Annotated in this window: 21 protein-coding genes; 8 read left to right on the forward strand and 13 right to left on the reverse strand. The window is 70.2% G+C overall.

The features are described from left to right. From H7F51_RS17330 to H7F51_RS17360, 7 genes are all read right to left on the reverse strand, one after another. Positions 1–309: hypothetical protein (locus H7F51_RS17330; protein WP_221774204.1), on the reverse strand; the 309-nt coding region annotated here is incomplete at its 3' end. Between the two features lie 49 nt (positions 310–358). Continuing rightward, complete coding sequence (locus H7F51_RS17335) at positions 359–1,546, reverse strand: HlyD family type I secretion periplasmic adaptor subunit (protein WP_221774205.1); 1,188 nt, start codon at positions 1,544–1,546, stop codon at positions 359–361. Then, positions 1,543–3,585, reverse strand: coding sequence for a type I secretion system permease/ATPase (locus H7F51_RS17340; RefSeq protein WP_185665583.1), 2,043 nt, complete (start codon positions 3,583–3,585; stop codon positions 1,543–1,545). Before H7F51_RS17340 ends, H7F51_RS17335 begins: the two co-directional genes overlap by 4 nt. After that, positions 3,582–4,928, reverse strand: coding sequence for a TolC family protein (locus tag H7F51_RS17345; RefSeq protein WP_185665584.1), 1,347 nt, complete (start codon positions 4,926–4,928; stop codon positions 3,582–3,584). The genes H7F51_RS17340 and H7F51_RS17345 overlap by 4 nt, the downstream gene beginning before the upstream one ends. A gap of 393 nt (positions 4,929–5,321) precedes the next feature. Then, positions 5,322–5,588 carry a hypothetical protein gene (locus H7F51_RS17350; RefSeq protein ID WP_185665585.1) on the reverse strand — a complete coding sequence of 89 codons (267 nt, stop codon included), beginning with the start codon at positions 5,586–5,588 and terminating at the stop codon, positions 5,322–5,324. Positions 5,589–5,679: 91 nt separating this feature from the next. Further along, positions 5,680–5,955 carry an HU family DNA-binding protein gene (locus H7F51_RS17355; protein ID WP_185665586.1) on the reverse strand — a complete coding sequence of 92 codons (276 nt, stop codon included), beginning with the start codon at positions 5,953–5,955 and terminating at the stop codon, positions 5,680–5,682. A gap of 104 nt (positions 5,956–6,059) precedes the next feature. After that, a complete protein-coding gene (locus H7F51_RS17360) occupies positions 6,060–6,320 on the reverse strand; it encodes a hypothetical protein (protein WP_185665587.1) in 261 nt (86 codons plus the stop codon). A gap of 117 nt (positions 6,321–6,437) precedes the next feature. Here H7F51_RS17360 and H7F51_RS17365 point away from each other — a divergent pair, with 117 nt between their 5' ends. From H7F51_RS17365 to H7F51_RS17395, 7 genes are all read left to right on the forward strand, one after another. Continuing rightward, the gene (locus H7F51_RS17365) at positions 6,438–6,890 is read left to right on the forward strand and encodes a MaoC family dehydratase (protein WP_185665588.1); all 453 of its coding nucleotides are present in this window, start codon (positions 6,438–6,440) and stop codon (positions 6,888–6,890) included. After that, on the forward strand, positions 6,887–7,744 hold the full coding sequence (locus tag H7F51_RS17370; RefSeq protein ID WP_185665589.1) for an aldolase/citrate lyase family protein: 858 nt from the start codon (positions 6,887–6,889) through the stop codon (positions 7,742–7,744). The genes H7F51_RS17365 and H7F51_RS17370 overlap by 4 nt, the downstream gene beginning before the upstream one ends. A gap of 7 nt (positions 7,745–7,751) precedes the next feature. Then, on the forward strand, positions 7,752–11,396 hold the full coding sequence (gene putA / locus H7F51_RS17375; protein ID WP_185665635.1) for a bifunctional proline dehydrogenase/L-glutamate gamma-semialdehyde dehydrogenase PutA: 3,645 nt from the start codon (positions 7,752–7,754) through the stop codon (positions 11,394–11,396). 69 nt (positions 11,397–11,465) lie between these two features. Continuing rightward, positions 11,466–12,065 carry a TetR/AcrR family transcriptional regulator gene (locus tag H7F51_RS17380; protein WP_185665590.1) on the forward strand — a complete coding sequence of 200 codons (600 nt, stop codon included), beginning with the start codon at positions 11,466–11,468 and terminating at the stop codon, positions 12,063–12,065. 208 nt (positions 12,066–12,273) lie between these two features. Next, positions 12,274–13,593 (forward strand): efflux RND transporter periplasmic adaptor subunit, encoded by a 1,320-nt coding sequence (locus H7F51_RS17385; RefSeq protein WP_185665591.1) that lies wholly within the window; start codon positions 12,274–12,276, stop codon positions 13,591–13,593. 70 nt (positions 13,594–13,663) lie between these two features. Continuing rightward, positions 13,664–16,843 carry an efflux RND transporter permease subunit gene (locus H7F51_RS17390; RefSeq protein ID WP_185665592.1) on the forward strand — a complete coding sequence of 1,060 codons (3,180 nt, stop codon included), beginning with the start codon at positions 13,664–13,666 and terminating at the stop codon, positions 16,841–16,843. An 11-nt stretch (positions 16,844–16,854) separates the two neighbouring features. Further along, on the forward strand, positions 16,855–18,285 hold the full coding sequence (locus H7F51_RS17395) for an efflux transporter outer membrane subunit (RefSeq protein ID WP_185665593.1): 1,431 nt from the start codon (positions 16,855–16,857) through the stop codon (positions 18,283–18,285). A 10-nt stretch (positions 18,286–18,295) separates the two neighbouring features. On the opposite strand, the gene H7F51_RS17400 is transcribed toward H7F51_RS17395, so the two are convergent. Genes H7F51_RS17400 through H7F51_RS17415 form a run of 4 tightly spaced genes read right to left on the reverse strand, consistent with a single transcriptional unit; the run spans position 18,296 to position 22,466 of the window. Beyond that, positions 18,296–19,708 (reverse strand): sugar porter family MFS transporter, encoded by a 1,413-nt coding sequence (locus tag H7F51_RS17400; protein ID WP_185665594.1) that lies wholly within the window; start codon positions 19,706–19,708, stop codon positions 18,296–18,298. Positions 19,709–19,729: 21 nt separating this feature from the next. Next, the gene (locus tag H7F51_RS17405; RefSeq protein WP_185665595.1) at positions 19,730–20,596 is read right to left on the reverse strand and encodes an SMP-30/gluconolactonase/LRE family protein; all 867 of its coding nucleotides are present in this window, start codon (positions 20,594–20,596) and stop codon (positions 19,730–19,732) included. Beyond that, positions 20,593–21,339, reverse strand: coding sequence for a D-xylose 1-dehydrogenase (xylB, locus tag H7F51_RS17410; protein ID WP_281384467.1), 747 nt, complete (start codon positions 21,337–21,339; stop codon positions 20,593–20,595). The genes H7F51_RS17405 and xylB overlap by 4 nt, the downstream gene beginning before the upstream one ends. Then, entirely contained in the window at positions 21,336–22,466 is a 1,131-nt protein-coding gene (locus tag H7F51_RS17415) for a fumarylacetoacetate hydrolase family protein (protein ID WP_221774207.1), read from the reverse strand. The genes xylB and H7F51_RS17415 overlap by 4 nt, the downstream gene beginning before the upstream one ends. 252 nt (positions 22,467–22,718) lie before the next feature. Between H7F51_RS17415 and H7F51_RS17420 the strand changes: the two genes are divergently transcribed. Next, positions 22,719–24,491, forward strand: coding sequence for an IlvD/Edd family dehydratase (locus tag H7F51_RS17420; RefSeq protein WP_185665597.1), 1,773 nt, complete (start codon positions 22,719–22,721; stop codon positions 24,489–24,491). Positions 24,492–24,644: 153 nt separating this feature from the next. Here H7F51_RS17420 and H7F51_RS17425 read toward each other — a convergent pair whose 3' ends face one another. Continuing rightward, a complete protein-coding gene (locus H7F51_RS17425; protein WP_185665598.1) occupies positions 24,645–25,694 on the reverse strand; it encodes a LacI family DNA-binding transcriptional regulator in 1,050 nt (349 codons plus the stop codon). A 108-nt stretch (positions 25,695–25,802) separates the two neighbouring features. Further along, on the reverse strand, positions 25,803–26,789 hold the full coding sequence (locus H7F51_RS17430) for a cytochrome-c peroxidase (RefSeq protein WP_343061323.1): 987 nt from the start codon (positions 26,787–26,789) through the stop codon (positions 25,803–25,805).

The raw sequence follows: 26,789 nt of genomic DNA on the forward strand, positions 1-26,789 counted from the left end.
CGCCGCCGCATCGCCGCTGGCCCCGCCCGCAGGCGCGCTGCCCGAAGCGCCGCCCCCGGCGCCATCGGGCGCGAGGCCCGCCGCCTCGGCGGCAGCGCCGGTGGCCGCGCCCAGGCCCTCCGGCAGGTTGACGACGACCTGGCCGCCCGTGCGGGCCAGATCGGCCTGATCGACGACCTTGCCGGTCGCTTCATCGATAATCACGACGACCGCATCGGGATCGGCCCGGAAGGCATTGGCCCCGTGGTGCAACGCCACGGTGCGCAGCAGCTTGCCGGACTTTCCCGAGATCCTCGCCACGATCGCCATTTTCACTATCCCCTTGAATGAATTGACAGATGTTCTGGTGTTGCGGGCGTCACCGCTCGCGGAAAGCCTCGTCGATCTTGAGGACCGGACGCAGGAAATAATCGAAGACGGTGCGCCGCCCGGTCAGGATATCGACCGTGCCGGTCATGCCCGGAATGATGGTGAGCGCCTTGCCCTGATGAACGAGGGTGGACTGGCCGGTGCTGACCAGCACGCGGTAAAAGGCTTCCTCGTCGGGGCGGCGGTTCTCGCGCAGGGTATCGGGGCTGATCGATTCCACCCGGCCCTTGAGCGAGCCGTAAACGAGGTAGTTGTAGGCGGCGAGCTTGACCGTCGCCTCCTGCCCCGGGCGAATGAAGGCGACGTCGGCCGGCTTGATCCGCGCCTCGACCAGCAGGACGTCGCGCAGCGGCACGATTTCCATCATGTCGGCACCCGGCTGGACCACGCCGCCGATCGTCGTCACCTGCACGTTCTTGACCGTGCCGCGCACCGGCGCGCGCAGGACCGTGCGGGAGACCGCATCGCGCCGCCCGGCGGCCACTTCGGACACCTGCGCCAGTTCGGATTCGACCCGCGACAGCTCGGTCCCGGCGTCCGCCCGGTAGCGGTTGGTGCGTTCGGACATCTGCAGCTGGGCCTCGCTGATCTGGCGGCGCAGGCGCAGCACCTCGACCTCGGGCACCAGCCCGCGATCGCTCATCGGCCCGGTGATCGCCAGTTCGCGCTGCATCAGCTCGATCGAGCGCCTGAGGCCGGCGGTCGCGTCGGACACGGCCTGGAGGCGGACCCGGTAGGCCGAGGTCTCGTCACGAATCAGGTCAGCGTCGGCGGCGATCTCGGCCGGGAAGTTCAGCGGCAGGCCCATCGATTCGGCCCGCAGCCGCGCCGCCGAGGCGATCAGGGCGCGGCGGCGGCGGTCCATCTCGTTGAACGCGGATTCGGCGCGGGTCGGGTCGATCACGATCAGCGGCTGGCCGGCCTCGACCACGTCGCCCTCGTGCACCTTGAGCGCTGAGACGATCCCGCCTTCGAGCGACTGGATCACCTGGACCTTGCCCGAAGGCACGATCTGGGCCGGACCGGTAGTGACCTCTTCCAGCACGGCGAAGCGCGACCAGACCAGCAGGCCCAGCACGGTGGCGAGCAGAAGCAGCGAGAAGCCGAGCCAGGCCGGGTGGCGATCCTGCTCGCGGGCCATGGCGAGCGGCGAGCGCAGGAGGGCGAGCGCCTTCATGCCACGCTCCTCACGCGGCCTTCGGACAGGGCGTTGATCACCCCGTCGCGCGGGCCGTCGGCCACGATCCGCCCGCCGTCCATCACGATGATCCGGTCGACATGGGGCAGGACGGTCTGCTTGTGAGTGACGATGACGAAGCCGGTGCCCTCGCCCCCGAGGGTGGAAATCGTGCGCAGCAGTTCGGCCTCGGTTTGCTGGTCCATCGCCGAGGTCGGCTCATCCAGCAGGTAAAGGCGCGGGCGGGCCATCAGGGCACGGGCCATGGCCACGGCCTGGCGCTGCCCGCCCGAGAGGGTATCGCCGCGCTCTCCCACCGGGCGGTCGAAGCCGAGCGGGTGGCCGGCGGCGATCGCGGCGGCGCCGGTCGCCTCGGCCACCTCGAGCATCCGCTGGTCGTCGGCCCCGGCGGCGGCGAGGGTGATATTGTCGCGCAGGGTGCCGTGGAACAGGCGGGCGTCCTGCCCGACCAGCAGCACGGCGGCGCGCAGGTCCGCCGGTTCGATCGCTGTCATGTCCACCCCGTCAAGCAGGACCTGCCCCTCGCCCGGACGCAGCAGACCGGCGATGAGGCGCAGCAGGGTCGACTTGCCGCTGCCGATCCGGCCGAGGATCGCCACCCGTTCGCCCGGTGCGATGCTGAGCGAGACCGTGTCGATCGCGGCTTGCCCCTCGCGCTCATAGCGGAACGAGGCGCCCTGCAGTTCGACCGCGCCGGCCCAGTCCGGGCCCGAGATCAGGGTCCGCTCCGGTTCGCGCTCGACCGGCAGGGCCATGATCGCATCAAGGCTGCGCAGGGCCGAGCGGACCTGCTGGAAACGCACGGCCAGCGAGGTCAGCGTGACCAGCGGGGCCAGCGCGCGCGAGGAAAGCTGGACGCAGGCGACCAGCGCGCCCGCCGTGGCCATGCCGACGCTGGCGAGATAGACCCCCCAGGCCAGCAGCAACGCCGAAGCGGCCTGCTGGAGCAGGACGGTGAGGTTGACGACGAGGTTGGACCAGGACTGGCTGCGCACCGCCCGGTCGGCGACGACCGCGCTCGACAATTCGTGGCGGCGCCGCATCCGGCCCTCGGCGCCGAGCGCCTTGAGCGTTTCCAGCCCCTCGAGGCTTTCGATCACCGTGCCATGGCGCACCGCCGCCTCGCGCAGGCTTTCATTGGCGAGGCGGGCCATCGGCACCTGTATGGCGAGCGAGAGCACGGCGACGATGACGAAGGCGAGCAGCGGGACCACGACCAGCCAGCCGCCGACCAAAGCGCAGACGCCAAGGAACAGCAGGGCAAACGGCAGGTCGGCAATGGCGACCAGCGTGGCCGAGGTGACGAAGCCGCGCACGGCCTCGAACTCCTTGAGGATATTGGCGAAGGCGCCGGACGACTGGGCGCGGTGTTCGAGCCGGATCGACAGGGCCCGGAAGAAGACCGTATCGCCCAGCACGAGGTCGATCTTCTTGCCCGCCGCATCCAGCACGTGGCTGCGCAGGGTGCGGGCGGCAAATTCGAAGCCCATGGCAAGGACCACGCCGACCAGCAGCGACCACAGGGTGACGAAGGCCTGGTTGGGCAGGATGCGGTCATAGACCGTCATCGTGAAGATGATCCCCGCCAGCGACAGCAGGTTGATCACCGCCGACTGAGCGGCCGCCTCGAAATAATAACGGCGGTAGGACCACAGCACCGGCCAGAACCAGTGCGCAGTGCCCTTGACGACGAGATCGTCGGCCCGCCCGTCGGCCGCTGCCGCCTCGGCGAAGACAAGGACGATCGCCGCCCCCTCCAGCCCGGCCAGTTCGCCCAGCGAGCCGACCGCGCAGGCCCCGCCCTCGGCCAGCACGGCCACGGCGGGCATCATGTCGGCTGCGAGCGCCTCGGGCGCGAGCCACTGGGCGGTGATCCCGATCTCGGCCAGGCCGCGCAGCACGGCGGCCCGGTCCGGCGCCGGGCCGATCGCAGCGTGGATCACGGCGGCGCTGGCGCTGCGGCCGCGCCGGGCGAGGCAGGCCGCGATGGCGCCCGAAAGATCCTGCCGTCCGCTCATGCGCCCTGCTCCGCGCTGCTGGCCGCCTGATAGATCAGGCCAAGGGTGCCCAGCAGCTGGTAGCGGGTCTGGGCAATGTCGAAGCGTTCGTTGACCAGCTGGGCGCGCACGTTGAAGCGCTCGAGGTCATAGGACAGCACGTCGAGGATGGTGCGGCGGCCGAGCCGGAACTGCTCGAACACGATGTCGCGCGCCTGGTCGGAGCGGCCGACGAGGTCTTCCAGTTCGGGCAGCCGCCCGGCCCGGTCGGACTGGAAGGTCCACAGCCGCTCGACCCGGTCGCGCAGCATGACCTCGGTGCCGCGCGCCGTGGCCCGCGCCGCCTCCAGCGCGGCGAGCGACGAGGTGTGGCGGGCCTTGCCGCCACCGCTGTCGAACGGCAGGACCGAGGCGCGCAGGCGCAGGGCAAAGCCATTGAGCAGGCGGGTATCGCCCAGCGCCGTGCGTTCGGAAGTGCGCGCCGCCTCCACCGCAAGATTGGGCGCCCACCAGTTGCGGGTGGCGCGCTCGGCCTCCTGGCCTTCATCGACCTGCAGCGACGCGAGCCGCGCGGCGGGACTGGCCGGGACGAGCGCGAGGCAGGCGTCGATATTGGCGGGAAGGGCCTTGCCCGCATCGGGCACGGCGCCCTGCGGCTCGACCGGGAGCGAGGACACCTCGCGAATCCGGCCGCGCGCCTCGCTCAGCGCGATCTGGCGCGAATAGAGCGCGGTGCGCGCCTGTTGCAAGCGGCTTTCGACCATCACCACGTCCGAGGCGCGGCCGCGGTCGAACCCGGCGATCTCGGTCACCAGCCCGTCGAGCACCATCAGCGCGGCGACCTGCTGCTGGCTGACCCCGACCAGTTCGCTCTGGCGCGAATAGTCCAGCCAGGCGTGGGCCAGCTGGAGCGAAAGGTCGGCCAGGGTGGCCTGCTCCTGCACTCCGAGCAGATCGACCCGGATGCGGCGGCGGCGGATTTCGGCGGGGGTGCGACCGCCATCGAAGACCAGTTGAGAAACGCGCACTTCGGGGAGGATCGAGACCCCGGCCGGGCTGTAGGTGGTGGCCCCGGACCAGCCGAAATCGGTGGTGACGCCAAGCTGCGGGCGATAGGCCGAGCGCGCGCCCGCGACATCGGCCTCGGCGGCGCGGACGAGGTATCCCGCCGAAATCACCCGCGGGTTCTTCTGCGCCATCTCCTCGAGCGCCTGGACGAAAGATTGCGGCTCGGCCCCGGCGGCGGTGCCCCAGACCGCCCCCAGCGCGAGGAGAAGGAAACGCCCCCTGCGCCATTCGCCCTGCAGATAAGGCAGCGGCGATCGCGCACATGGCCGCCGCCCCAGGAAATCACGCCCCCGCATAGCCCCCGCTCAAGTGTCCCCGGGAGCAGCTTCATACCCGGACCGATGGCCGCGGGACCCCCCATCGGCGCATTTACTGCCATTCCTGCAGCATTAGACAACATCAACTTTCGTTAATATCGAAAAAAATTCCAAGAAAAACGGATCAAGCGCCAAGCTTCAAGAATTCTGTTTTCTTTCTCATAAAGTTACCGCGCTTGCGAAATCATGTTTCCGCGACCGCTGTTTCCGCGCGGTTCGGGTACGACTTTGGCGCGGTCCTTTCACCGGGCACGAAGATGCGGCAGCCGCGAAGGCCGCGCCAACCGTCGGCGCCAGCCGCCACGGTGGGGCGAATGGCCGCGCGAGCGCCCGGTGCATCTGCGTGGGGGGGGAGGCCGGAACGGCCGGACGTCAGGAGAGCGCCGGGCCCGCGCGGTCCAGCATGTCCATGAAGTCGCGCGCCGCGTTCTGGTCCGCAGGGTCCTTGAAGGCGACATCGAGATCGGGCGCGCTGCCCATGACGTGCATCAGGCACCACATGGCGAAACGGCGGCCGCGATCCTTCTCGAGCCCGAATTCGACCGCGAGCCGCTCCATCCCGCTGGCAAGCACCGCAGGCGTCAGGCTGGCGAGATCGCTGGTGCCGAAATGGCGGACCAGCTGGTCGTTGAATTCCATGGGCTTCCTGCCGCAAAAGAGGCGGGGCCGGGATGACCCCGGCCCCGCCGCTATGAAAGGCGGCGCAGGGAAAATCCCGCGCCGCAATGGATCAGCCGTTCAGCTTGTCCTTGACTGCCTTGGCCGGAGCGAAGGCGAGCTTGCGCGAAGCGGCGATCTGCATCGGCTCGCCGGTGGCGGGGTTGCGGCCCTCGCGCGCGGCGCTTTCCTTGACCTTGAACTTGCCGAAAGCGCTGAGCGAGATTTCCTCGCCCTTGGCGGCGGCTTCGGTGATGGCGGCGAAGACGGCGTCCACGACCTTGCGGGCGTCAGCCTTCGTCAGGTCGGCAGCCGAGGCGACGGCTTCGGCGAGATCGGAAGTGTTCATGTGCGTGTCTCTCCATTAAAGGCGCGGCATGACTAGGCCGCAGTTTTGCGCCCGTCCAGCACAAGAAAGGGCGCGATCCCCAAGGAAATGCGCCCGGATGGGCCTCAGGCAGAAGTTTCGACCAGTTCGGCGATCTCGAAGACGAAGCTCTTCCACCCACGCGTGCGCGCCGCTTCCTCGGCCGGGGCGCGCTTGCGGCGGGCCTCGGCCAGCGAGCGGGCATGGCCCCAGAACACCTCGGTCCGGCCGTTCTCCAGCTCGGCCACGATCCGCCAGTAATGGGTGAAGTTGTCGGCCGTGGGGCCGATGGTCTTCACATAGCCGTCCGGCATGGTGGCGGTGAGATAGCGGCGCTTCTTCTTCATGGGCGGCCCCATCATCGCCCGGCGCGGGCAGCGGCGGCAAGGCCGGGGCATGACATTTTGTTGACCCGGCGCCGCGAAGGGCCGAATCTTGCCCGGCAGCGGCGGGAGAGACGGCACATGGCAGGTCGCTATTTCGAGGACTGGCGCGACGGCGAGGAAATCGCTCACGAGATCGGCCGCACGGTGACCGAGACCGACAACCTGCTGTTCTCGGTCATGACGCACAACCCGCAGCCGCTCCACCTAGACGCCGAAGTGGCGGCGGCCAGCGAGTTCGGCCGCATCATCGTCAACGGTACTTTCACTTTCGCGCTGATGGTCGGGCTCTCGGTGGCCGACACCACGCTCGGCACGCTGGTCGCCAACCTCGGCTACGACAAGCTGGTCCATCCCGCCCCGGTCTTCATCGGCGATACGCTGCGCGCGCGGACCCGGATCGCCGCGCTCAGGGCCAGCGGCTCGCGCAGCGATGCCGGGATCGTCACGTTCGAGCACGAGCTGATCAACCAGACCGGCACCGTGGTCTGCCGCTGCCTGCGCGCGGCGCTGGTCAGGCGGAGGCCGGCGTGACCCCCCGTTCGTGGCTGTTCGTGCCGGGCGACCGGCCGGAGCGGTTCGCCAAGGCCGAGGCCAGCGGCGCCGACGCGGTGATCCTCGACCTTGAGGATTCGGTCAGCCCGGCGCACAGGGACCACGCCCGCGCCGCCGTTCGCAAGCGGCTGGGCGAGCCGCGCGGGCCCGCGCTGCTCGCCGTGCGGATCAACCCGCCCGGCTCAGCCGCGGCCGCCGCCGACCTTGCCGCGCTGGCCGATGGCCCCGCGCCCGGCGTGATCGTCGTGCCCAAGGCCGAGGGCGCCGCGACCCTTCGCGACCTGAGCGCGCGGCTGGCGGGCACGGGCCTTGCCGAAGCGGCGCTGCTCCCGATCGCGACCGAGACGCCCCGTGCCCTGTTCCAGCTCGGCACTTACCGGGAATGCCGGGAACGGCTGGCCGGGATGGCCTGGGGCGCGGAGGATCTCTCTGCCGCGATCGGCGCCGAGGCCAGCCGCGAGGCTGATGGGCGCTTCACCCCGCCCTATGAAATGGCGCGGGCACTGGCCCTGTTCGCCGCTGCCGCCGCCGGGGTTCCGGCGATCGAGACGGTCTGGCCCGCCTTCGCCGACGAGGCCGGCCTTGCCGCTTTCGCCGCCCGCGCCGCGCGTGACGGGTTTGCCGGGATGCTGGCGATCCACCCGGCTCAGGTCTCGGTGATCAACGCCGCCTTCACGCCGGGCGCAGAGCGGGTGGACTGGGCCCGCCGGGTCGTGGCCGCCTTCGCCGCCGCGCCGGAGGCCGGAGCCCTGCAACTGGACGGGGCGATGATCGACGCGCCGCACCTGGCCCAGGCGCGGCGCATCCTCGCCCGGCTTGGCCCGCAAGCCTAGCCGCGCGGTGCCCAGCCAGCCGCCTTTCGCCGCGTTCTGCCCGGCGCTTGCAAGCGCCGATCCGCTGCGCCGCTCCATCGCGGCCGCCTGCCGCCGCCCCGAGCCGGACTGCCTGCCGCCGCTGCTCGCCGAGGCCGAAGTGCCGCCGGCCCTGAAGGACGCGATCGCGGCGACGGCCACGGCCCTCGTCAACGCCCTGCGCCGTGGCGGCAAGCGCGGCGGGGTCGAGGCGCTGGTGCACGAATATTCGCTGTCGAGCCAGGAAGGCGTTGCCCTGATGTGCCTGGCCGAGGCCCTGCTCAGGATTCCCGACGACGCCACCCGCAATGCCCTGATCCGCGACAAGGTGGCCGGAGCCAACTGGCAAGCCCACCTCGGCGAGGGCCGCTCACTGTTCGTCAACGCCGCAACCTGGGGCCTGGTGGTGACCGGCAGGCTGGTGGGCAGCATTGACGAGAAGGGGCTCCTTGCCGCCCTGACCCGGCTGGCGGCCCGGGCGGGCGAGCCGGTGATCCGCCACGCGGTCGATCTCGCCATGCAGATGATGGGCGAGCAGTTCGTGAGCGGCGAGACCATCGCGGAAGCGCTGAAGCGCAGCCGGGCGCGCGAGCACGAGGGTTTCACCTACAGCTACGACATGCTGGGCGAAGCGGCGGTAACCGCCGCCGACGCGCGGCGTTACCTTGCCGCCTATACCGCCGCGATCCATGCCATCGGCGCGGCTTCGGCCGGGCGCGGGCCGGTGGCCGGGCCGGGGATCTCGATCAAGCTGTCCGCCCTGCACCCGCGCTATGTGCGCGGGCAGGCCGAGCGGGTGATGAGCGAACTGCTGCCGCGCCTGCGGGGGCTGGCGGCACTGGCACGGGACTATGGCATCGGCCTCAACATCGACGCCGAGGAGGCCGACCGGCTCGAGCTGTCGCTTGACCTGCTCGAAGCGCTCGCACTCGATCCGGGCCTTGCCGGGTGGGATGGCCTCGGCTTCGTGGTCCAGGCCTATGGCAAGCGCTGCCCGGCGGTGATCGACTGGATCGCTGCGCTGGCCCGGCGGGCGGGGCGGCGGATCATGGTCCGCCTCGTCAAGGGCGCCTACTGGGACAGCGAGATCAAGCGGGCGCAGCTCGATGGGCTCGCCGACTTTCCGGTCTATACCCGCAAGGTCCATACCGACGTTGCCTATATCGCCTGCGCGCGGCGGCTGCTGGCGGCGCGCGATGCGGTCTATCCGCAGTTCGCCACGCACAATGCCCAGACCGTGGCCACGATCTTCCACCTCGCGGGAGAGCGCTTCGCGCCGGGCGACTACGAGTTCCAGTGCCTCCACGGCATGGGCGAGCCGCTCTACGAGCAGGTGGTCGGCGCGGCGGGGCTGGGCCGCCCGTGCCGGATCTATGCCCCGGTCGGGACTCACGAGACCTTGCTGGCCTATCTCGTGCGCCGCCTGCTTGAGAACGGGGCCAATTCCTCCTTCGTCCACCGCATCGGCGACGAGACCGTGCCGGTCGGCGAACTGGTCCGCGATCCGGTGGACGAGGCGCGCGCGATCGTGCCGCCGGGCAGCCCCCATCCCGCCGTGCTGCTGCCGCGCGACATCCTCGGCAAGCGGCGCAATTCGGCGGGCTTCGACCTGACCGACGCGGCCGTGCTGGAGCGGTTGGCGGCGACCTTGCAGGAGAGCGCGGCGCAGCGCTGGTCCGCTCGCCCGCTGCTGGCGGACCCGGCGCCGGGCGTGGGCGCCGCGCCGCGCCCGATCGCCAATCCCGCCGACCTGCGCGACCTCGTCGGCATGGTGGCCGAGGCCAGCGCGGCGCAGGTGGCGCGGGCCGGGGCGGCGGCGGCGCGCCATGCCGGTGGATGGGCCTGCACCCCGGCGGCCGAACGCGCCGCCATGCTGGAGCGCGCCGGCGATCTTATCGAAGAACGCGGGCCTGTCCTGCTCGGCCTGATCATCCGCGAGGCGGGCAAGTCCTGCGCCAATGCCGTGGCGGAAGTGCGCGAGGCCGTGGACTTCCTGCGCTACTATGCCGCCGAGGCGCGGCGCGGGCTTGGCGCGGACACGGAGCCGCTCGGCCCGGTCGCCTGCATCAGCCCGTGGAACTTCCCGCTGGCGATCTTCACCGGCCAGGTCGCGGCGGCACTGGCCGCGGGCAACCCGGTGATCGCCAAGCCGGCCGAAGAGACCCCGCTGATCGCGGCGGAGGCCGTGCGCCTGCTCCACGCGGCGGGCATTCCGCAAGGCGTGCTGCAATTCCTGCCCGGCGACGGGACGATCGGCGCGGCGCTGGTGGCCGATCCCCATGTGGCCGGGGTGATGTTCACCGGCTCGACCGAGGCAGCCCGCGCGATCAACGCCAGCCTTGCGCGGCGGGCGGGCGAAGAGGGCCGCGGGGTGATCCCGCTGGTGGCCGAGACCGGCGGGCAGAACGCGATGATCGTCGATAGCTCGGCCCTGGCCGAACAGGTCACCGCCGACGTCATGGCCTCGGCCTTCGACAGCGCGGGCCAGCGCTGTTCCGCCCTGCGGGTGCTGTTCCTGCAGGAGGAGATCGCCGGGCGCCAGCTGGCCATGCTCAAGGGCGCGCTGGCCGAACTGGCGGTGGGCAATCCCGACCGTCTCGCCAGCGACATCGGGCCGGTGATCTCGGCCGAGGCCCAATCCGCGATCGAGGCCCATGTCGGGCGGATGGCAGCGGCGGGCTGCCCGGTGCACCGCCTGCCGCTGCCGCCCGAATGCGCGCAAGGCACTTTCGTGGCACCCACGATCATCGAGATCGACGATATCGCCCGGCTGAAGCGCGAGGTGTTCGGGCCGGTGCTCCACGTCGTCCGCTATTCGCGCAGGGACCTCGGCGCCGTGATCGCCGACATCAATGCCACCGGCTATGCCTTGACTTTCGGCCTGCACACCCGGCTCGAGGAAACCGTGACCCGCGTGCGCGAGCCGATCGCGGCGGGCAATGTCTATATCAACCGCAACGTGATCGGCGCGGTGGTCGGGGTCCAGCCGTTCGGGGGCGGCGGTCTTTCGGGCACCGGCCCCAAGGCGGGCGGGCCGCTGGCGCTGGGCCGGCTGGTGCGCGGCGCGCCGGCGGAAACCCCGCGCGGGGCGGGGGCAACGCCGCTGCTGGGCGAACTCCAACGCTGGCTGGCCGGGCGCGGCGAAGCCGACCTTGCGACGAGCGCCCGCGCCGCCGGACAGGCCTCGCCGCTCGGCTTCAGCACCGAGCTGCCCGGCCCGGTGGGCGAGCGCAACCTCTATGCGATCCGCCCGCGCGGCAGGGTTTTGCTGCGGCCCACGACGCGCGATGGGCTGGTGCGCCAGTTGATCGCGGCGCTGGCCGGCGGCAACCGAGCGGTGGTCGTGGGCCCGGCATGGCTGGATGCGGAGCTGGCCGTGCTGCCGGCCCCGCTCCGCGCCGTGATCGAACGCGCCGCCGACATCCCGACTGGCACGGACTTCGCCGCCGCCCTGATCGAGCAGGTCGGGCCCGAATGGCTGGCCAGACTGGCCGCCCGGCCGGGGCCGATCCCGCTGGTCCAGTCGCCGCAGGCGGGCGGGGACTATCGTCTCGACTGGCTGGTGGAGGAAGTGTCCACCTCGATCAACACCACCGCCGCGGGCGGCAATGCCAGCCTGATGGCGCTGGTCTGACCGCGACACCAACAGGGAGGGGCGATCGCGGCCTTGAATTTACTGCGCCATGTTTTTATACCGGGAGGTATGGAAAAGCTCGCAACACGCGGTCGCCCTCGTCAATTCGATCTGGATGAAGCCCTCGCAGCGGCGCTGCGCGTCTTCTGGACCAAGGGATATGAGGGCGCCTCGCTCAGCGACCTGACCGAGGTCATGGGGATCACCCGGCCCAGCCTTTACGCCGCTTTCGGCAACAAGGAGAACCTGTTCCGTCAGGCGCTCGACCTCTACGAGCGCGAGAAGCTGGCCTATATCGGCAGGGCGATCGAGGCGCCGACGGCGCGCGCCGTGGCCGAGAACATGCTGTTTGGCGCGGTGGACACCGTCACCGGCAGCGAGTGCCGGGGCTGCATGGGCGTGATCGCCTCGGTCGCCTGCCAGACGGTCGAACCCTCGATCCGGGATGACGTCAACAGCCGGGCCGAATCGGCCAAGCGCGTGATCGTCGATCGGTTCCAGCGCGCCATCGACGCGGGCGAATTCCACGGCCCGACCAATGCCGAGGCGATCACCCGTTACCTGATCGCGATCATGCAGGGCATGTCGGTCCAGGCCCAGTCCGGCGCGACCCGCGAAGAGCTGTTGCAGGTGGTCGAATCGGCCCTGGCGGCATGGCCGTCGCGCTAGGCGGATTGCTGCGTTGCAGGAAAAAGTAACGATCGGTACAAAAAGCGCTTGACCTGAACGTCACATTATATACTTATCGGTACATATATAAGGCTGCGTCGGTTTCCATCGGCGCAGTTTCTGTTCCAGACAGTCGCATGTTCGCGCTCGAAGCCCTGCCGCTTGCGGGAGCGCCGGGGGCATGCCGACTGTTCGCCGGGGGTAACCAATGCTCGACACGCCATTCGACCGTTCTGACGAAGTTGCCGTCCACGCGCAGCACGACGATCCGGACGGATCGCCCGAAGCACGGCCCACCGCCGCCGACGCCCCCGCGCAAGGCTCCGGCAAGCGCCGGGTGTGGGTCGGCACATGGCTGGTCGTCGCCCTCGGCGCCGCATGGTGGCTGCTGCGCGGGGCCGTGCCCGTCATGCCGCAGGCGCCGGTCCCGGTGGTCTCCGCCGCCGTGCCGCTGCAGAAGCAGGTTACGGAGTGGAACGAGTACATCGGCCGCTTCGAGGCGAGCAAGAGCGTGGAGGTTCGCCCGCAGGTTTCCGGTCAGATCACCCAGGTCCTGTTCACCGACGGCCAGATGGTGAAGGCGGGCCAGCCGCTCTTCACGATCGATTCCCGCGCGCTGCGGGCCGCCCTCGCCCAAGCCCAGGCCGAAGCCGCGAAGGCCGGCAGCGCGCTCGCCCTGTCGCAGAACAACCTCGCCCGCGCCAGGCGCCTCGTCGCCGAGGACGCGGTGGCCGCGACCGAGATCGACCGGCTCGAGGCCGAAGTGCGTAACAACGCCGCAGCCCTCGCCGCCGCCCGCGCCCTGGCCAGCGCCCGGGCGATCGACGTCGGCTTCACCACGGTGCGCGCGCCGATCTCAGGCCGGATTTCCGACCGCCGGATCGATGCCGGCAACCTCGTTTCGGGCGCCGGCGGCGCGGCGGCCACGCTGCTGACCACGATCAACGCGGTCGACCCGGTCTATTTCGTCTTCACCGGCTCCGAGGCGCTCTACCTGAAGGCGCGCCGCGAAGGGCTGGGCAATGGCACCCCGGTGGAAATCCGCCTGCAGGACGAGAGCGACTATCGCTGGCACGGCGCGCTCGATTTCACCGACAACGGGCTCGACGCCGCATCGGGGACGATCCGCGCCCGCGCGGTGGTGCGCAATGGAGAGGCCTTCCTCGCGCCCGGTCTGTTCGGCCGGATGCGGCTGGCGAACGGTTCGCCGCGGACCACCCTGCTGGTGCCCGATACCGCCGTCACCACCGACCAGACCCGCAAGCAATTGCTGGTGGTCGGCCCCGACGGCACGGTCGCGGCGCGAACGATCGAGCTTGGCCCGCTGGTCGGCGGCCTGAGGGTCATCGAACAGGGCCTGAAGCCGAGCGACCGGGTGATCATCAAGGGCGTCCAGATGGCCGTGCCGGGCCAGAAGGTCCGCGCAGAGCCCGGCCGGATCGCGCCCGATGCGCCTGGCGCCGCCCCGGCGGCGGACAGCCCGGCCCCGCCCGTATCCCGCGCAGCCGCCGCCACCTTCGCCAACTGATCCCGTCCACCGGCTTGCCTGACGGCGCGCTTTCGCCCGCGCCCCGGCAAGCCGCGCCCGGAGAACGCTCATGCGCCTGTCCCGCTTCTTCATCGACCGCCCGATCTTCGCCGCCGTGATCGCGGTGCTGATCACCCTGATCGGGGCGATCGCCTATTTCTTCCTGCCGGTCAGCCAATACCCCGACATCGTCCCGCCGACGGTGACGGTCAGCGCGGCCTATCCCGGCGCCTCGGCCGAGACGGTGGCCGATACCGTGGCCAACCCGATCGAGCAGGAGATCAACGGCGTCGACGGGATGCTCTACCAGTCGAGCGAATCGACCGGTGACGGGCGGATGACGATCACCGTCACCTTCAAGGCCGGGACCGACCTCGATGCCGCGCAGGTTCTCGTGCAGAACCGCGTCGCCATTGCCGAGGCGCGGCTGCCCGAGGAAGTGCGCCGGCTTGGGATCGTGACCCGCAAGACGACACCCGACTTCCTGATGGTGGTCAATCTCGTCTCGCCCGACGGCTCGCTCGACCGGGCCTACATGTCCAACTACGCCCAGACCCGGATCAAGGACCGCCTCGCCCGGCTCGACGGGGTGGGCGACGTCCAGCTGTTCGGCCAGCGCGAACTGGCGATGCGGGTATGGATCGATCCCGGCCGCGCCGCCGCGCTGGGCCTGACCGGCAGCGACATCGTCAATGCCCTGCGCGCCCAGAACGTCCAGGTTGCCGCGGGCACGCTGGGCCAGCAGCCCAGCCCCGGCGCGGCCTTCCAGCTCAACGTCGAGACCCAGGGCCGCTTCACCGACCCCAGCCAGTTCGGCGACGTGGTGATCCGCACCGATGCGCAAGGCCGCCAGACCCGAGTGAACGATGTGGCACGGGTGGAAATCGGCGCGTCCGACTATGCCACCTCGGCCTATCTCGACCATCAGGAATCGGTGATCCTGCCGGTCTTCCAGAAGCCCGGCTCGAACGCGCTGAACGCCGCCGAGGGGGTCAAGGCGGCGATGGACGAACTGTCCAAGTCCTTCCCCAAGGGGCTCGAATACCGGATCGTCTACAACCCGACCGAATTCATCTCGCAGTCGATCGACGCCGTGCTGCATACCCTGCTCGAAGCGGTTGTGCTGGTCGTCCTCGTGATCGTCGTCTTCCTGCAGAAGGCCCGCGCCTCGATCATCCCGGTGCTGGCGATCCCGATCTCGCTGGTCGGCACTTTCGCCGTGCTGGCGGTGGTCGGCTACTCGCTCAACAACCTGTCGCTGTTCGGGCTGGTGCTGGCGATCGGCATCGTGGTCGACGACGCGATCGTGGTGGTCGAGAACGTGGAGCGTAACCTTGCCGCCGGGCTGAGCCCGCTGGAGGCCGCGCGCCGCTCGATGGACGAGGTGGGCGAGGCGCTGATCGCCATCGTTCTGGTGCTCTGCGCCGTCTTCGTGCCGACCCTGTTCATGGGCGGCCTCTCGGGCGAGTTCTACAAGCAGTTCGCGGTGACGATCTCGGCCGCGACCGTGATCTCGCTGATCGTCTCGCTCACCCTGTCCCCGGCGCTTTCGGCCCTGTTGCTCAAGCCGCATGAGCACCTGCCCGCCGATGCCCCGCGCTGGCGGCAGGCGATCGAGCGGGCAGGCGACCGCTTCAACGCGCTGTTCGAGCGCCTGTCGGCCGGCTACGCCCGCCTGACCACCCGCCTCGTGGCCATGCCGCGCCGTGTCATGCTCGCCTACGGCGTGCTGATCGGCCTCACCGGTCTGACCCTTGCTGCCACGCCGACCGGGTTCATCCCCCAGCAGGACCAGGGCTATTTCGTCAGCGTGATCCAGCTGCCGCCCGGTTCGGCAACCTCGCGCACCGATGCGGTGATGAAGCAGGTGGCCGAGCGCGTGCTCAAGATCGACGGGATCAAGGGCACGGTCATGCTCTCGGGCTTCGACGGCACGACCCAGACCCAGTCCGCCAGCTCGGCCGCCGCCTACTGGGTGCTGGACGATTTCGCCTCCCGCCAGAAGAAGCACCTCTCGGTCGACGTGCTGGTGGACGAGGCCCGCAAGGCCACGGCCGACATCAACGAGGCGCGCCTGATGATCGTGAAGCCCCCGGTGATTCAGGGCATCGGCTCGGCCGGCGGCTTTCGCATGATGCTGCAGGACAATTCGGGCAAGGGCTACCGCGCGATGCAGGAAGCGGCCAATGCGGTGATCGCCAAGGCCAACGGCCAGCCGGGCCTCGCCGGGGTCTATACCTTCTTCGACACCGGCACGCCGCGCGTGCGCACCGACATCGACCGCGAGAAGGCGCAGATGCTGGGCGTTGCGCCGAGCGACGTGTTCGACACCCTGTCGGTCTATCTCGGCAGCGCCTTCGTCAACGACTTCAACCTGCTCGGCCGGACCTACCGGGTGACCGCACAGGCCGATGCCGGCCACCGCGCCGACATCAGCGACATCGCCGGGCTCTATACCCGCTCCAGCACCGGGGCGATGGTGCCGCTGGGATCGCTGGCGACATTCACCGACACCACCGGGCCCTACCGCGTCTCGCGCTACAACCTGGCCCCGGCCGTGGCGATCGACGGCGATACGGCGCCGGGCGGATCGACCGGCAAATCGCTGCTGACGATGGAAAAGGTCGCGGCCGAAACCCTGCCGCAGGGCTATTCCACCGAATGGACCGGCATCGCCTACCAGCAGGCCATGACCGGCAACACGGCGGTCTATGTCTTCGGCCTTGCAGTGCTGCTCGTCTTCCTGGTGCTGGCGGCGCAGTACGAAAGCCTGATCATGCCGCTGGCGATCATCCTGATCGTGCCGATGTGCATCCTCGCGGCGATGGTCGGCGTGAACCTCAGAGGCATGGACAACAATGTCCTGACCCAGATCGGGCTGGTCGTGCTGGTCGCCCTCTCGGCCAAGAACGCGATCCTGATCGTGGAATTTGCCCGGCAGGGCGAGAACCTGCACGGGCTTTCTCCGGCCGCGGCAGCGGTCGAGGCAGCGCGGACCCGTCTGCGCCCGATCCTGATGACCAGCTTCGCCTTCATCCTCGGCGCCGTGCCGCTGGTGATGGCGACCGGCGCCGGGGCCGAGCTGCGCCAGGCACTGGGCACCGCGGTCTGCTTCGGGATGCTCGGGGTGACCGGCTTCGGCCTCGTGTTCACCCCCACCTTCTACGTCGTCAGCCGGGCGCTGGGCGACTGGGCCGCCGCCCTGCGCCGCCGCGGTGCCGCGCCCGCCGCGCTGCAGCCGGCCGAATGAGGATCACCACCATGCCGCTTCGCACCACCCTGCTCACCACCTTGTCCGCGCTCGCCCTTTCGGGGTGCGCGGCGGGGCCGGACCGTGTCGCCTCTGCCCCGCCCCCCGCAGCGACCGCCGGCCCCTTCCTTTCCACCGCCGCCGCGCCTGTCACGACCAGCGCGCCGCAGGCCGACTGGTGGCGGCTCTACCAGGACCCCGTGCTCGACAGCCTCGTGGCCGACGCGCTGGCGGCCAACACCGACGTCCGCCAGGCCGCCGCGCGGATCGACCGCGCCCGCGCCGCGCTGCGCGGCGCCCGGGCCGACCGCCTGCCGCAGACCAGCCTGAGCGCCTCGGGCGGCTATGCCCACGTTCCGGCAAGCCAGCTGCCGGCGGGCGCCAACCAGTCCGGCGCGGGCTTCTCGATCGGCGCCGACATCTCCTACGAGGTCGACCTGTTCGGGCGGGTGCGCAGCGGGATCGCGGCGGCACGCGGCGATGTGGCGGCGGCCCAGGCCGATGCCGACGCGGTGCGGGTGATGGTCGTGGCCGACACGACCCAGGCCTATGCCGATGCCGCCAGCGCGGCCGCACGGCTCAAGGTGGCGCAATCAATCGTGCAACTGCTCGACGAGACGCTGCGCCTGACCGCGCGGCGCCACACCGCCGGCCTGTCCGACGGGCTGGCCCTCGCCCGGATCGAGGCCCTGCGTGAGCAGCGCGCCGCGACCATCCCGGCGATCGAGGCCCAGCGCAGCGCCGCCCTGTTCGCGCTCGCCACCCTGACCGGGCGGGCGCCGTCGCAGTTGCCGGCCATCGCGGGCGAACGCTCGGTGATGCTGGAGATCACCGCGCCGCTGCCCGTGGGCGACGGCGCGCAGTTGCTGGCCCGCCGCCCCGACGTGCGCGCCGCCGAACAGCGCGTGCTGGCGGACACCGCGCGGATCGGCCTCGCTCGGGCCGATCTCTACCCGCGCATCACGCTCGGCGGTTCAGCCAGTTCCACCGCCTCCAACCTTGCCGACCTGTTCTCGGGCGGTCCGCTGAGCCTGCTGCTCGGCCCGCTGGTCAACTGGGCCTTCCCCAACCGCGAGCCGGTGCGGGCGCGGATCGACGCGGCCAAGGCCGACGCCGCCGGATCGCTCGCCGCCTTCGACGGCGCGGTGCTGACCGCGCTGCAGGAAACCGAGACCGCGCTGTCGGCCTATGGCCGCTCGCTCGAACAGCGCCGCGCGCTGACCTCCGCCGCCGACGCCGCGCAGCGCGCCGCGCGCATCATCCGCGCACAGAACCGCGAAGGCGTGGTCGATTCGCTCGAGACGCTCGATTCCGAGCGGACCCTGGCCGAAGCCCGGGCCGCGCTGGCCGATCAGGATGCGCTGGTCTCCAGCCGCCAGATCGCGCTGTTCCGGGCGCTTGGCGGCGGATGGAGCGACACCGCGCGCGCGGCGCAGCCATGAGGCGCGCCGCTCAGCCCTCCATCCGTTCGAGCGTCACGCCCTTGGTTTCGCGCACCATGGCCCGCACGAAGAAGAACGAGACCCCGGCGGCCAGGGCGTAGCCGGAATAGGCGGTGGCGAGCCCCGGCCAGGCCACCAGCGCCGGGAAGCTGACCGAGATCGCGGCATTGGCGATCCACTGCGCGAAGCCCGAAACGGCCAGCCCCGAGCCGCGGATCTGGTTGGGGAACATCTCGCCCAGCATGACCCACATGATCGGGCCCCAGCTCATGTTGAACAGGACCACGTAGGCATTGGCCGCGAGGAGGGCGATCAGGCCATTGTCGCCCGGCAGGCTCACTGCGCCGTCTGGCCCATGGACCGCGGTGGAGAAGGCCCAGGCGACGATCGCCAGCGTCACGGCCATGCCCGCCGAGCCGATCAGCAGCAGGGGCCTGCGCCCGACGCGGTCGACCAGCAGCAGCGTTGCGATGCAGCCCGCGATCGAGACCAGCCCGGAGATGATGTTGATCTGCAACGCGTAGCTTTCCGAAAAGCCCACCGCCTGCCACAGCGTCGCGCCATAATAGAACACCACGTTGATGCCGACGAACTGCTGGAAGACGGCAAGGCCGATCCCGGTCCACACGATGGGCCGGAGCCGGCCGGTCGTCTTGTCAATCAGGTCGGACAGGCGCGGGCGGTGGTGGTCGGCGGCCAGGCTCTCACGGATCTCGGTGACGATCCGCTCGGCGGAACTCGCCCCGAACAGGCGGGCCAGCACCTTGCGGGCACCGGCCTCGTCGCCGCGCGTCACGAGGTAGCGCGGGCTTTCCGGGATGAAGAGCAGCGCCGCGAAATAGATCGCGGCGGGAATGGCCTGAAGCCAGAACATCCAGCGCCAGGCGGGCTGGCCCGCCCACAGGATCGCGGTGGATTCGCCCGCAACCTGGGCCAGCACGTAGTTCATCACGAAAGCGCCGGTGAGACCGGTGATGATCATCACCTGCTGCACGCTGGACAGGCGCCCGCGAACATGGGCCGGCACGACTTCGGAAATATAGACCGGCGAGATCACGCTGGCCGCGCCGACGCCAAGCCCGCCGATGATGCGGGCGATGATGAACACCGCCGAGGAACCCGCCGCACCGGCCAGCAGCGCGCTGACGAGGAACAGCACGGCGGCCAGCTTCATCACCCCGCGCCGCCCGATCCGGTCGGCCAGCCGCCCGGCGCCGAATGCGCCCACCGAGGACCCGACGAGGATCGCGCCGACATTGATGCCGATGCCCACCTTGCCCAGAGCGAAAGCCGCCTCCAGCCCCTTCTGGGTGCCGTTGATCACGCCGGAATCGTAGCCGAACATGAACCCGCCGATCGTCGCCACGGCCACGATCATGGCGATCAGCGCCATGTTGACCGTGCCTTCCGAAGCATCCTGCATCGCTCTCTCCCTTTTATGCTTTCAGACGCGCGCCAGGAACCCGGGCGGGCCGGCAACACCGGCATCGAACGCGAACAGGGCCCCGGCCAGCGGCTGGGCGGCAAGCTCCGCCGCTGACAGGCCCTTGGCGGCGGTCGTGGCATAGGCCGTGGCAAGGTCCGGCCCGCCGAAGGCGATCTTGGTGATATTGGCGACCGGGAAGGGGACCGTGGCCATCAGGCGGCCCGCCGGATCATACCGGCGCACGCCCCAGCCCCTGAACAGGCTGACCCAGAGGCACCCCTCCGCATCGACGACGGGGCCATCGGGATAGCCCGCGCCCTCCTCGATCGCGGCGAACAGCCGCGTGTCGGTGACGCGGCCGTCCTCCACCGTGCTGGCCCAGATGGTCTGGCCCAGCGTATCGTGGTGGTAAAGGGTGCGGCCATCGAGCGAGAAGGCCGGACCGTTCGTGACCGAGACCGGCGGCAGGCCGGTATCGACCGCTCCATCTGCATCGAGCCGGTAGATCCGCCCGGTGTCTGACTGCTCGCTGTCGTCCATCGAGCCGAACCAGATCGCGCCGTCGCTCGCCACGGTGGCATCGTTGAGGCGATTGCCCGGCAGATGCGCTTCCGGCGCGGCGATCAGGCTGAACGCGCCGGTGGCCGGGTCAAAGCGGTGAACGCCGGTCTGCATGCCCGCGACCATGCCGCCGCCCTCGGCCGGAAGGACCCAGCCGACCTGCGCCGGTGCCGCCCACGTCCGCTGCTCGCCCGTGCCGGGGGTGAAGCGGTGAATGGCGGGAGCCTTGATGTCGACGAACCACAGGGCGGCGCCCTGCTCCACCCACACCGGGCCCTCGCCCAGCGCGGCGCCAAGCGCCCATACCGGGCGGGGCGTGCTCATCGCCACCCCGCGTCGACCCAGTATTCGTGGCCGGTGATCAGCCGCGCATCGTCCGAGGCGAGGAACAGCGCCAGCGCCGCCACGTCGGCCGGAAGCAGCCGCCCATCGAGGCACTGCGCTGCAACGATCTGCGCCTCGCCTTCGGGGGTGTACCACTGTTCCTGGCGCGCCGTTTTGACATTGCCGGGAACGATGGCGGTGACGCGGATATTGTCGCGGCCCAGCTCACGCGCGAGACCGCGCGTCATCCCCTCGATCGCGGCCTTGGCGGTCTGGTAAAGCACGAGGTCGGGCAGGCCGAGATGCCAGGAGATCGAGCCGAGGTTGATGATCGCCCCGCCGCCCGCGCGCTTCATCGCGGGGATGGCCGCCTGGGCGACGAAGAACAGGTGGCGCAGGTTGACCGCCATGCACTTGTCCCAATAGGCCGGGGTCACGTCCGCAACGCTGTGCCGGTCATCCCGGGCGGCGTTGTTGACCACCACGTCGATCCCGCCCAGCGCCGCTTCGATCCCGGCCATCATGGCCTGCAAGTCATCCAGTTCGGTCAGGTCGCAGGGGAAGAAGGGCGCCCCGGTCCGTTCGGCAACGGCCCTGCCCGCTTCCTCGGCAATGTCGCAGAAGGCGACCTGCGCGCCCTGGGCGGCGAAGGCTTCGACCAGCCCTTCGCCGATGCCGCTCGCGCCGCCGCTGACGAAGACGCGCTTGCCGCGCAGGCTCGGATAGACGGCGGCCATGGTCATGCCCCCGCGCCCAGCAGCCCGCGCGCGGCAAGGTTGGCATAGAAGGCCGCGATCCCCTGAGTCCACGGCGCCGCCTGCTCGCAGGTGACGACCCGGTTGACCAGCGTGCCCAGCTTCGGCGTTGAGATGGTCACCATGTCGCCCACCTTGTGCGTGAACCCGCGGCCCGGATCGTCGCGGTCCTGCGTCGGCGCGAACAGGGTGCCGAGGAACAGCACGAAGCCATCGGGATACTGGTGTTCGCTCAGCGTCTGCCGCACGAGGTCGAGCGGATCGCGGCTGATCTCGCGCATCGAGGAATGGCCCTCCAGCCGGTAGCCTTCGGGCCCTTCGATCACGAGGTCCAGCTCGGCGCCGCGCACCTCGTCGATGGTGAAGCTCTCGTCGAACAGGCGCACCAGCGGGCCGAGCGCGCAGGAGGCATTGTTGTCCTTCGCCTTGCCCAGCAGCAGGGCGCTGCGCCCTTCGATGTCGCGCAGGTTGACGTCGTTGCCGAGGCAGGCGCCCACCGCCTCGCCCGCCGCGTTGACCAGCAGCACGACCTCCGGCTCGGGGTTGTTCCAGGTCGAATCGCTGCGCACGCCGATCTCGGCGAGGGCGCCGACGGTCGACAGCACCGGAGCCTTGGTGAACACCTCGGCATAGGGGCCGATCGCCACCTCGAGGTATTGCGACCAGAGCCCTTCGGCGATCAGCAGGTCCTTGAGCGCTTCGGCCTCGGCCGAGCCTGGCACCACCGAGCGGATCGAACCGCCCACCCGGCTTTCGATGCGGGCCCGGATGTCCTCGGCCTTGGACGCATCGCCGCGGGCGCGCTCTTCGATCACGCGTTCCAGCGTGGACGTGGCGAAAGTGACGCCGCAGGCCTTGATCACCTGCAGGTCGACCGGGCTGAGCAAGGGATGGTCAAGCTGGTCGAGCGGACCGAGCACCTGCCCGGCCGAACTGTCGAGCGGCAGGCGCTCGACCAGTTGCGAGACCGTGGGGGCGACGGCGGACATGTCGTAAGCCACGCCGTTCTCGACCAGCACGGGGCTTGGCCCCGCCGGCCCTTGCACACGGCCGAGGAAGCGACCCTTGCTCCAGTCAGCCGGGAGGAGCCCGGCGAACGACGATTGAACCGACATTTTCTCTCCCGACATGCAGCCCTGTCACTGACAAGGTCATTGACAAGTTCTGGTAGCGCTACCATCATGTAAAGGCCGCCGCTGTCAAGCCCTTTCGACCAGGCGGCCGGCAAGAGCCGGGCCCGTGGCATTCGATCATCGCCCGCCGCCAATGTGGAGAGTGACGCATGTTGAACGGATGCCCGCGCATCGACGCGGATGGGATCGCCACGCGGCAGCCCGGGCCGAGCACCGCAGGCTGAGGACAGAGCCATGACTTCCCCCCGCCGCTTCCGCTCGCAGGACTGGTTCGCCGATCCGGCCCGCTCCGACATGGTCGCGCTCTATCTCGAGCGTTTCATGAACTACGGCGTCACGCCCGCCGAACTGCGCTCCGGCCGCCCGATCATCGGCATTGCGCAATCGGGCAGCGACCTCAGCCCCTGCAACCGCATCCACCTCGACCTTGCCAAGCGGGTGCGCGACGGCATCCGCGATGCGGGCGGCATCTGCATGGAATTCCCGGTCCACCCGATCTTCGAGAACTGCCGCCGGCCGACCGCGGCGCTCGACCGTAACCTGGCCTATCTCGGCCTGGTGGAGATCCTCTACGGCTACCCGATCGATGCCGTGGTGCTGACCACCGGCTGCGACAAGACCACGCCCAGCCAGGTCATGGCCGCCAGCACGGTCGACATCCCGGCCATCGTCCTGTCCGGCGGCCCGATGCTCGACGGCTGGAGCGACGGCGAACTGGTCGGCGCGGGCACGGTGATCTGGCGCAGCCGCCGCAAGTTGACCGCGGGCGAGATCACCGAGGAGGAATTCCTGCAGCGCGCCTGCGATTCCGCGCCGTCCGCCGGGCATTGCAACACCATGGGCACGGCTTCGACGATGAACGCCGTGGCCGAGGCGCTGGGGCTCTCGCTCCCCGGCTGCGCCGCCATTCCCGCCCCTTACCGCGAGCGCGGCCAGATCGCCTACGAGACCGGGCGCCGCATCGTCGGCATGGCGCACGAGGACCTGCGCCCGTCGAAGATCCTGACGCGCGAGAGCTTTCTCAACGCCATTCGCGTGGTGACGGCGCTGGGCGGATCGAGCAATGCCCAGCCCCATATCGTGGCCATGGCGCGCCATGCCGGGGTGGAGATCACCGCCGCAGACTGGATGGAGCATGGCTACGACCTGCCGCTGATCGTCGACATGCAGCCGGCAGGCCGCTTCCTTGGCGAGCGCTTCCACCGCGCCGGCGGGGTTCCCGCGGTCATGTGGGAACTGCTGCAGGCGGGCAAGCTGGCGGGTGACTGCCTGACCGTGACCGGCCAGAGCCTGGCGGCGAACGTCGGCGCCTGCGAGGCGCGCGACCGCGAGGTGATCCGGCCCTTCGCCCAGCCGCTCAAGGAGAAGGCGGGGTTCCTCGTGCTGTCGGGCAACCTGTTCGATTTCGGCATCATGAAGACCAGCGTGATCAGCGAGGAATTCCGCGCCCGCTACCTCTCGTGCCCCGGTGCGGAGGGCGTGTTCGAGGGCCGCGCGATCGTCTTCGAGGGGGCCGACGACTACCATCACCGCATCGACGATCCGGCGCTGGCGATCGACGAGAACTGCATCCTCGTGATGCGCGGGGCGGGGCCGATCGGCTGGCCGGGCAGCGCCGAGGTGGTCAACATGCAGCCGCCCGCCGCGCTCATCCAGCGCGGCATCCAGTGGCTGCCCACCCTGGGCGACGGGCGCCAGTCCGGCACGTCCGACAGTCCTTCGATCCTCAACTGCTCGCCCGAGAGCGCGGCGGGCGGCGGGCTGTCATGGCTGCGCACGGGCGACCTGATCCGCATCGACATCGGCAAGGGCGCATGCAACGCGCTGGTGGGCGAGGCGGAGATCGCCCGCCGCCGGGCCGAGCCGCTCCCCCCCGTGCCGCCCAGCAACACGCCGTGGGAAGAACTCTATCGCGAGAAGACCGGCCAGATGGGCGAAGGCGCGGTGCTGGAGATGGCGGTCAAGTATCGCGGGATTTCAGCAAGGACGCCCCGGCACAACCATTGACCCCGGTCAGGTGCAAGACCGGCTGATCTGAAACCGTCGTCATTGCGAGGGGCGAAGCGCCGAAGCAATCCAGGGCGTTTGGGTGCGGCGGCCCTGGATTGCTGCGCGACCTGCGGTCGCTCGCAATGACGATGCTGATCCGTTGGGTTTGCTTCAGTGCCGGCCTCGCGGCGCGGCGTCCGACTGGCGGCGGATCAGTTCGAAATCGAGCAATTCGTGGGCGGCCGTGCCGTCCGGGCGCTTGCCGCGCAACTGGCGCACGAGCAGGTCCACCGCCCTGCGCGCCATGTCGCCGATCGGCTGGCGGATGGTGGTGAGTTCGGGCCAGATCGTCGTGGCCAGCGGCGTATCGTCGAAGCCGCAGACGGTGAGGTCGCCCGGCACGTCGAGATGCCGCGCATGGGCCACCGCGACGGTCGCGGCCGCCATGTCGTCGTTGCTGGCAAAGATCGCGGTCGGCGGCTCGCGCGCGTCCAGAATGGCCCCGGCCGCGTCCAGCCCCGACCGGTAGGTGAAGTACCCCTGCGCGACGATGGCCGGATCGAGCGTCAGCCCCGCCTGCTCCAGCGCCGCGCAATAACCGGCATAGCGGCGTTCGCTCGCGCTCTGATCCGGGTTGCCGCGGATGAAGCCGATGCGCCGGTGGCCCAGTTCGACCAGGTGGTGCGTCATCGCTTCGGCCGCCCGGAAATCGTCGATGCTGACCGAGGCAATGTCAGGCCGGGGCACGCCGGCGGCCACGGCCACCACCGGGATTCCCGCCGCCGACAGCGCGGCCAGCATCGGGCCGGATTCGCATAAAGGCGGGGGCAGGACGATGCCGCTGACCCGCCCGCGCCGCATATGGGCGATCATCTCGGCCGGGCCGGCGGCCTCGTCCAGCTTCTCGACGGTCAGTTGCAGGTTGAGCGCGCTGGCCCGATCAAGGCTGCCGGTCAGGAATTCATAGAGATAGGCCGAAGAAGGGTTGGCATGGACGAGGGCGATGCGCGTTTCCTCGCCCCCAGCCAGCTGCCGCGCTGCCGCCGAAGGGGCATAGTTCAGCGCGGCGATCGCCGCCTCCACCTTCTCGCGAATGGCCGGGCGCACCGAGGTCTCGCCATTGATCACCCGCGAGACCGACATGGGCGACACCCCGGCATGGCTGGCGACATCGGCAATGGTCGGCGCATTGCGCTGGCTGCGGGAACGGGTGGTCGACATGAAACGTCCGAAGAATGGCGCGCCGGTGCTCACAAGCGGCCCGGATTTCCGCCCGGTTGCTAGCACATAATGAGCGTGCCTCGTCCAGCTTCTTGCGAGCGGGGACGATCACAGCCTCCGGCCGCAGGCGCGGTCAGGCAGTGCCAGCGACTTGCGCCCGGCGAACTCCGCATCAGACAGGGCGTTCAGGAAGGCGAGGAGACGCTCCACCTCGCTGTCGGGCAGGGCGAGGCCGTGGCGCGCAATGGCGCCGCGAAGACTCGGCGCTGAACCGTCGTGCCACCACGGCCCGGTCAGCGCGACATTGCGGAGCGACGGGGTGCGGAACTTGCCGCGATCCGCCTCGGCCCCGGTATTCTCGAAGGCGCCCTGATCGCCGCCCGCCGGGTCGGCCGGACCAAGGCGGTGGAAGCCGAGATCGGTGAACCGCGCCCCCGCGTGGCACGCGGCGCAGTCGCGGCTGAAATCCTGCTGGCCGGCGCGCGCAGCGGCCGTCATGACGCCGCGATCATAGGCGCTGCCGTAGGACACCAGCGTTCGCTCGAACGCCGCGAGCGCCTTGGCCACGGCGGCAAATTCGATCCGGCCGCCGCTGTCGGGAAAGGCGCGGCGGAACTGCGCGCGATAGCAATCGTCCTGTCCCAGCCGCGCCGCGATCTCGCCCTCGCGCCCGGCCATGCCCATTTCCACCGGATGCGTGCCGAAGACCGGGGTAAACGCCTGTTGTTCGAGCGTTTTCGCGGCGGGATCGGCATAGGTCAGCGGCGACAGCCACGCGGCATTGGCCAGGCCGGGAACATTGCGGCGTCCGGGCTCGTCGGTAACGCCGGGATGAGTACGGTTGCCGTCGGCGAAGGCATGCTTCTGCTCATGGCAGGTCGCGCAGGCCATGGTCCCGTTGGCGGAGAGATCGGCATCGTAGAACAGCCGGCGGCCAAGCTCGACCTTGGCGGCCGTCATCGGGTTGTCCGCGGGCAAGGCCGGCGGGGCGATGCCCCCGGGCAGGTCCCAGCGCCAGGCCTGCGGCGCAGCAGCGCCGACCAGCGCCGCCGCCCCCGCCGCGAGGGCTCCCAGTCTCCAGATCAGGCCCGCCAC

The organism is Novosphingobium flavum, assembly GCF_014230315.1.
In the GTDB taxonomy this organism is placed as follows: domain Bacteria; phylum Pseudomonadota; class Alphaproteobacteria; order Sphingomonadales; family Sphingomonadaceae; genus Novosphingobium; species Novosphingobium flavum.

Coding starts and splice junctions, on each gene's coding strand:
- H7F51_RS17355 (WP_185665586.1), bottom strand. CDS start 5,955: ATGAACACTTCCGATCTCGCCGAAGCCGTCGCCTCGGCTGCCGACCTG.
- H7F51_RS17390 (WP_185665592.1), top strand. CDS start 13,664: ATGCGCCTGTCCCGCTTCTTCATCGACCGCCCGATCTTCGCCGCCGTG.
- xylB (WP_281384467.1), bottom strand. CDS start 21,339: ATGACCATGGCCGCCGTCTATCCGAGCCTGCGCGGCAAGCGCGTCTTC.
- H7F51_RS17405 (WP_185665595.1), bottom strand. CDS start 20,596: ATGAGCACGCCCCGCCCGGTATGGGCGCTTGGCGCCGCGCTGGGCGAG.
- H7F51_RS17415 (WP_221774207.1), bottom strand. CDS start 22,466: ATGTCGGTTCAATCGTCGTTCGCCGGGCTCCTCCCGGCTGACTGGAGC.
- H7F51_RS17365 (WP_185665588.1), top strand. CDS start 6,438: ATGGCAGGTCGCTATTTCGAGGACTGGCGCGACGGCGAGGAAATCGCT.
- H7F51_RS17425 (WP_185665598.1), bottom strand. CDS start 25,694: ATGTCGACCACCCGTTCCCGCAGCCAGCGCAATGCGCCGACCATTGCC.
- H7F51_RS17335 (WP_221774205.1), bottom strand. CDS start 1,546: ATGAAGGCGCTCGCCCTCCTGCGCTCGCCGCTCGCCATGGCCCGCGAG.
- H7F51_RS17360 (WP_185665587.1), bottom strand. CDS start 6,320: ATGAAGAAGAAGCGCCGCTATCTCACCGCCACCATGCCGGACGGCTAT.
- H7F51_RS17345 (WP_185665584.1), bottom strand. CDS start 4,928: ATGCGGGGGCGTGATTTCCTGGGGCGGCGGCCATGTGCGCGATCGCCG.
- H7F51_RS17340 (WP_185665583.1), bottom strand. CDS start 3,585: ATGAGCGGACGGCAGGATCTTTCGGGCGCCATCGCGGCCTGCCTCGCC.
- H7F51_RS17385 (WP_185665591.1), top strand. CDS start 12,274: ATGCTCGACACGCCATTCGACCGTTCTGACGAAGTTGCCGTCCACGCG.
- H7F51_RS17350 (WP_185665585.1), bottom strand. CDS start 5,588: ATGGAATTCAACGACCAGCTGGTCCGCCATTTCGGCACCAGCGATCTC.
- H7F51_RS17380 (WP_185665590.1), top strand. CDS start 11,466: ATGGAAAAGCTCGCAACACGCGGTCGCCCTCGTCAATTCGATCTGGAT.
- H7F51_RS17395 (WP_185665593.1), top strand. CDS start 16,855: ATGCCGCTTCGCACCACCCTGCTCACCACCTTGTCCGCGCTCGCCCTT.
- H7F51_RS17400 (WP_185665594.1), bottom strand. CDS start 19,708: ATGCAGGATGCTTCGGAAGGCACGGTCAACATGGCGCTGATCGCCATG.
- H7F51_RS17420 (WP_185665597.1), top strand. CDS start 22,719: ATGACTTCCCCCCGCCGCTTCCGCTCGCAGGACTGGTTCGCCGATCCG.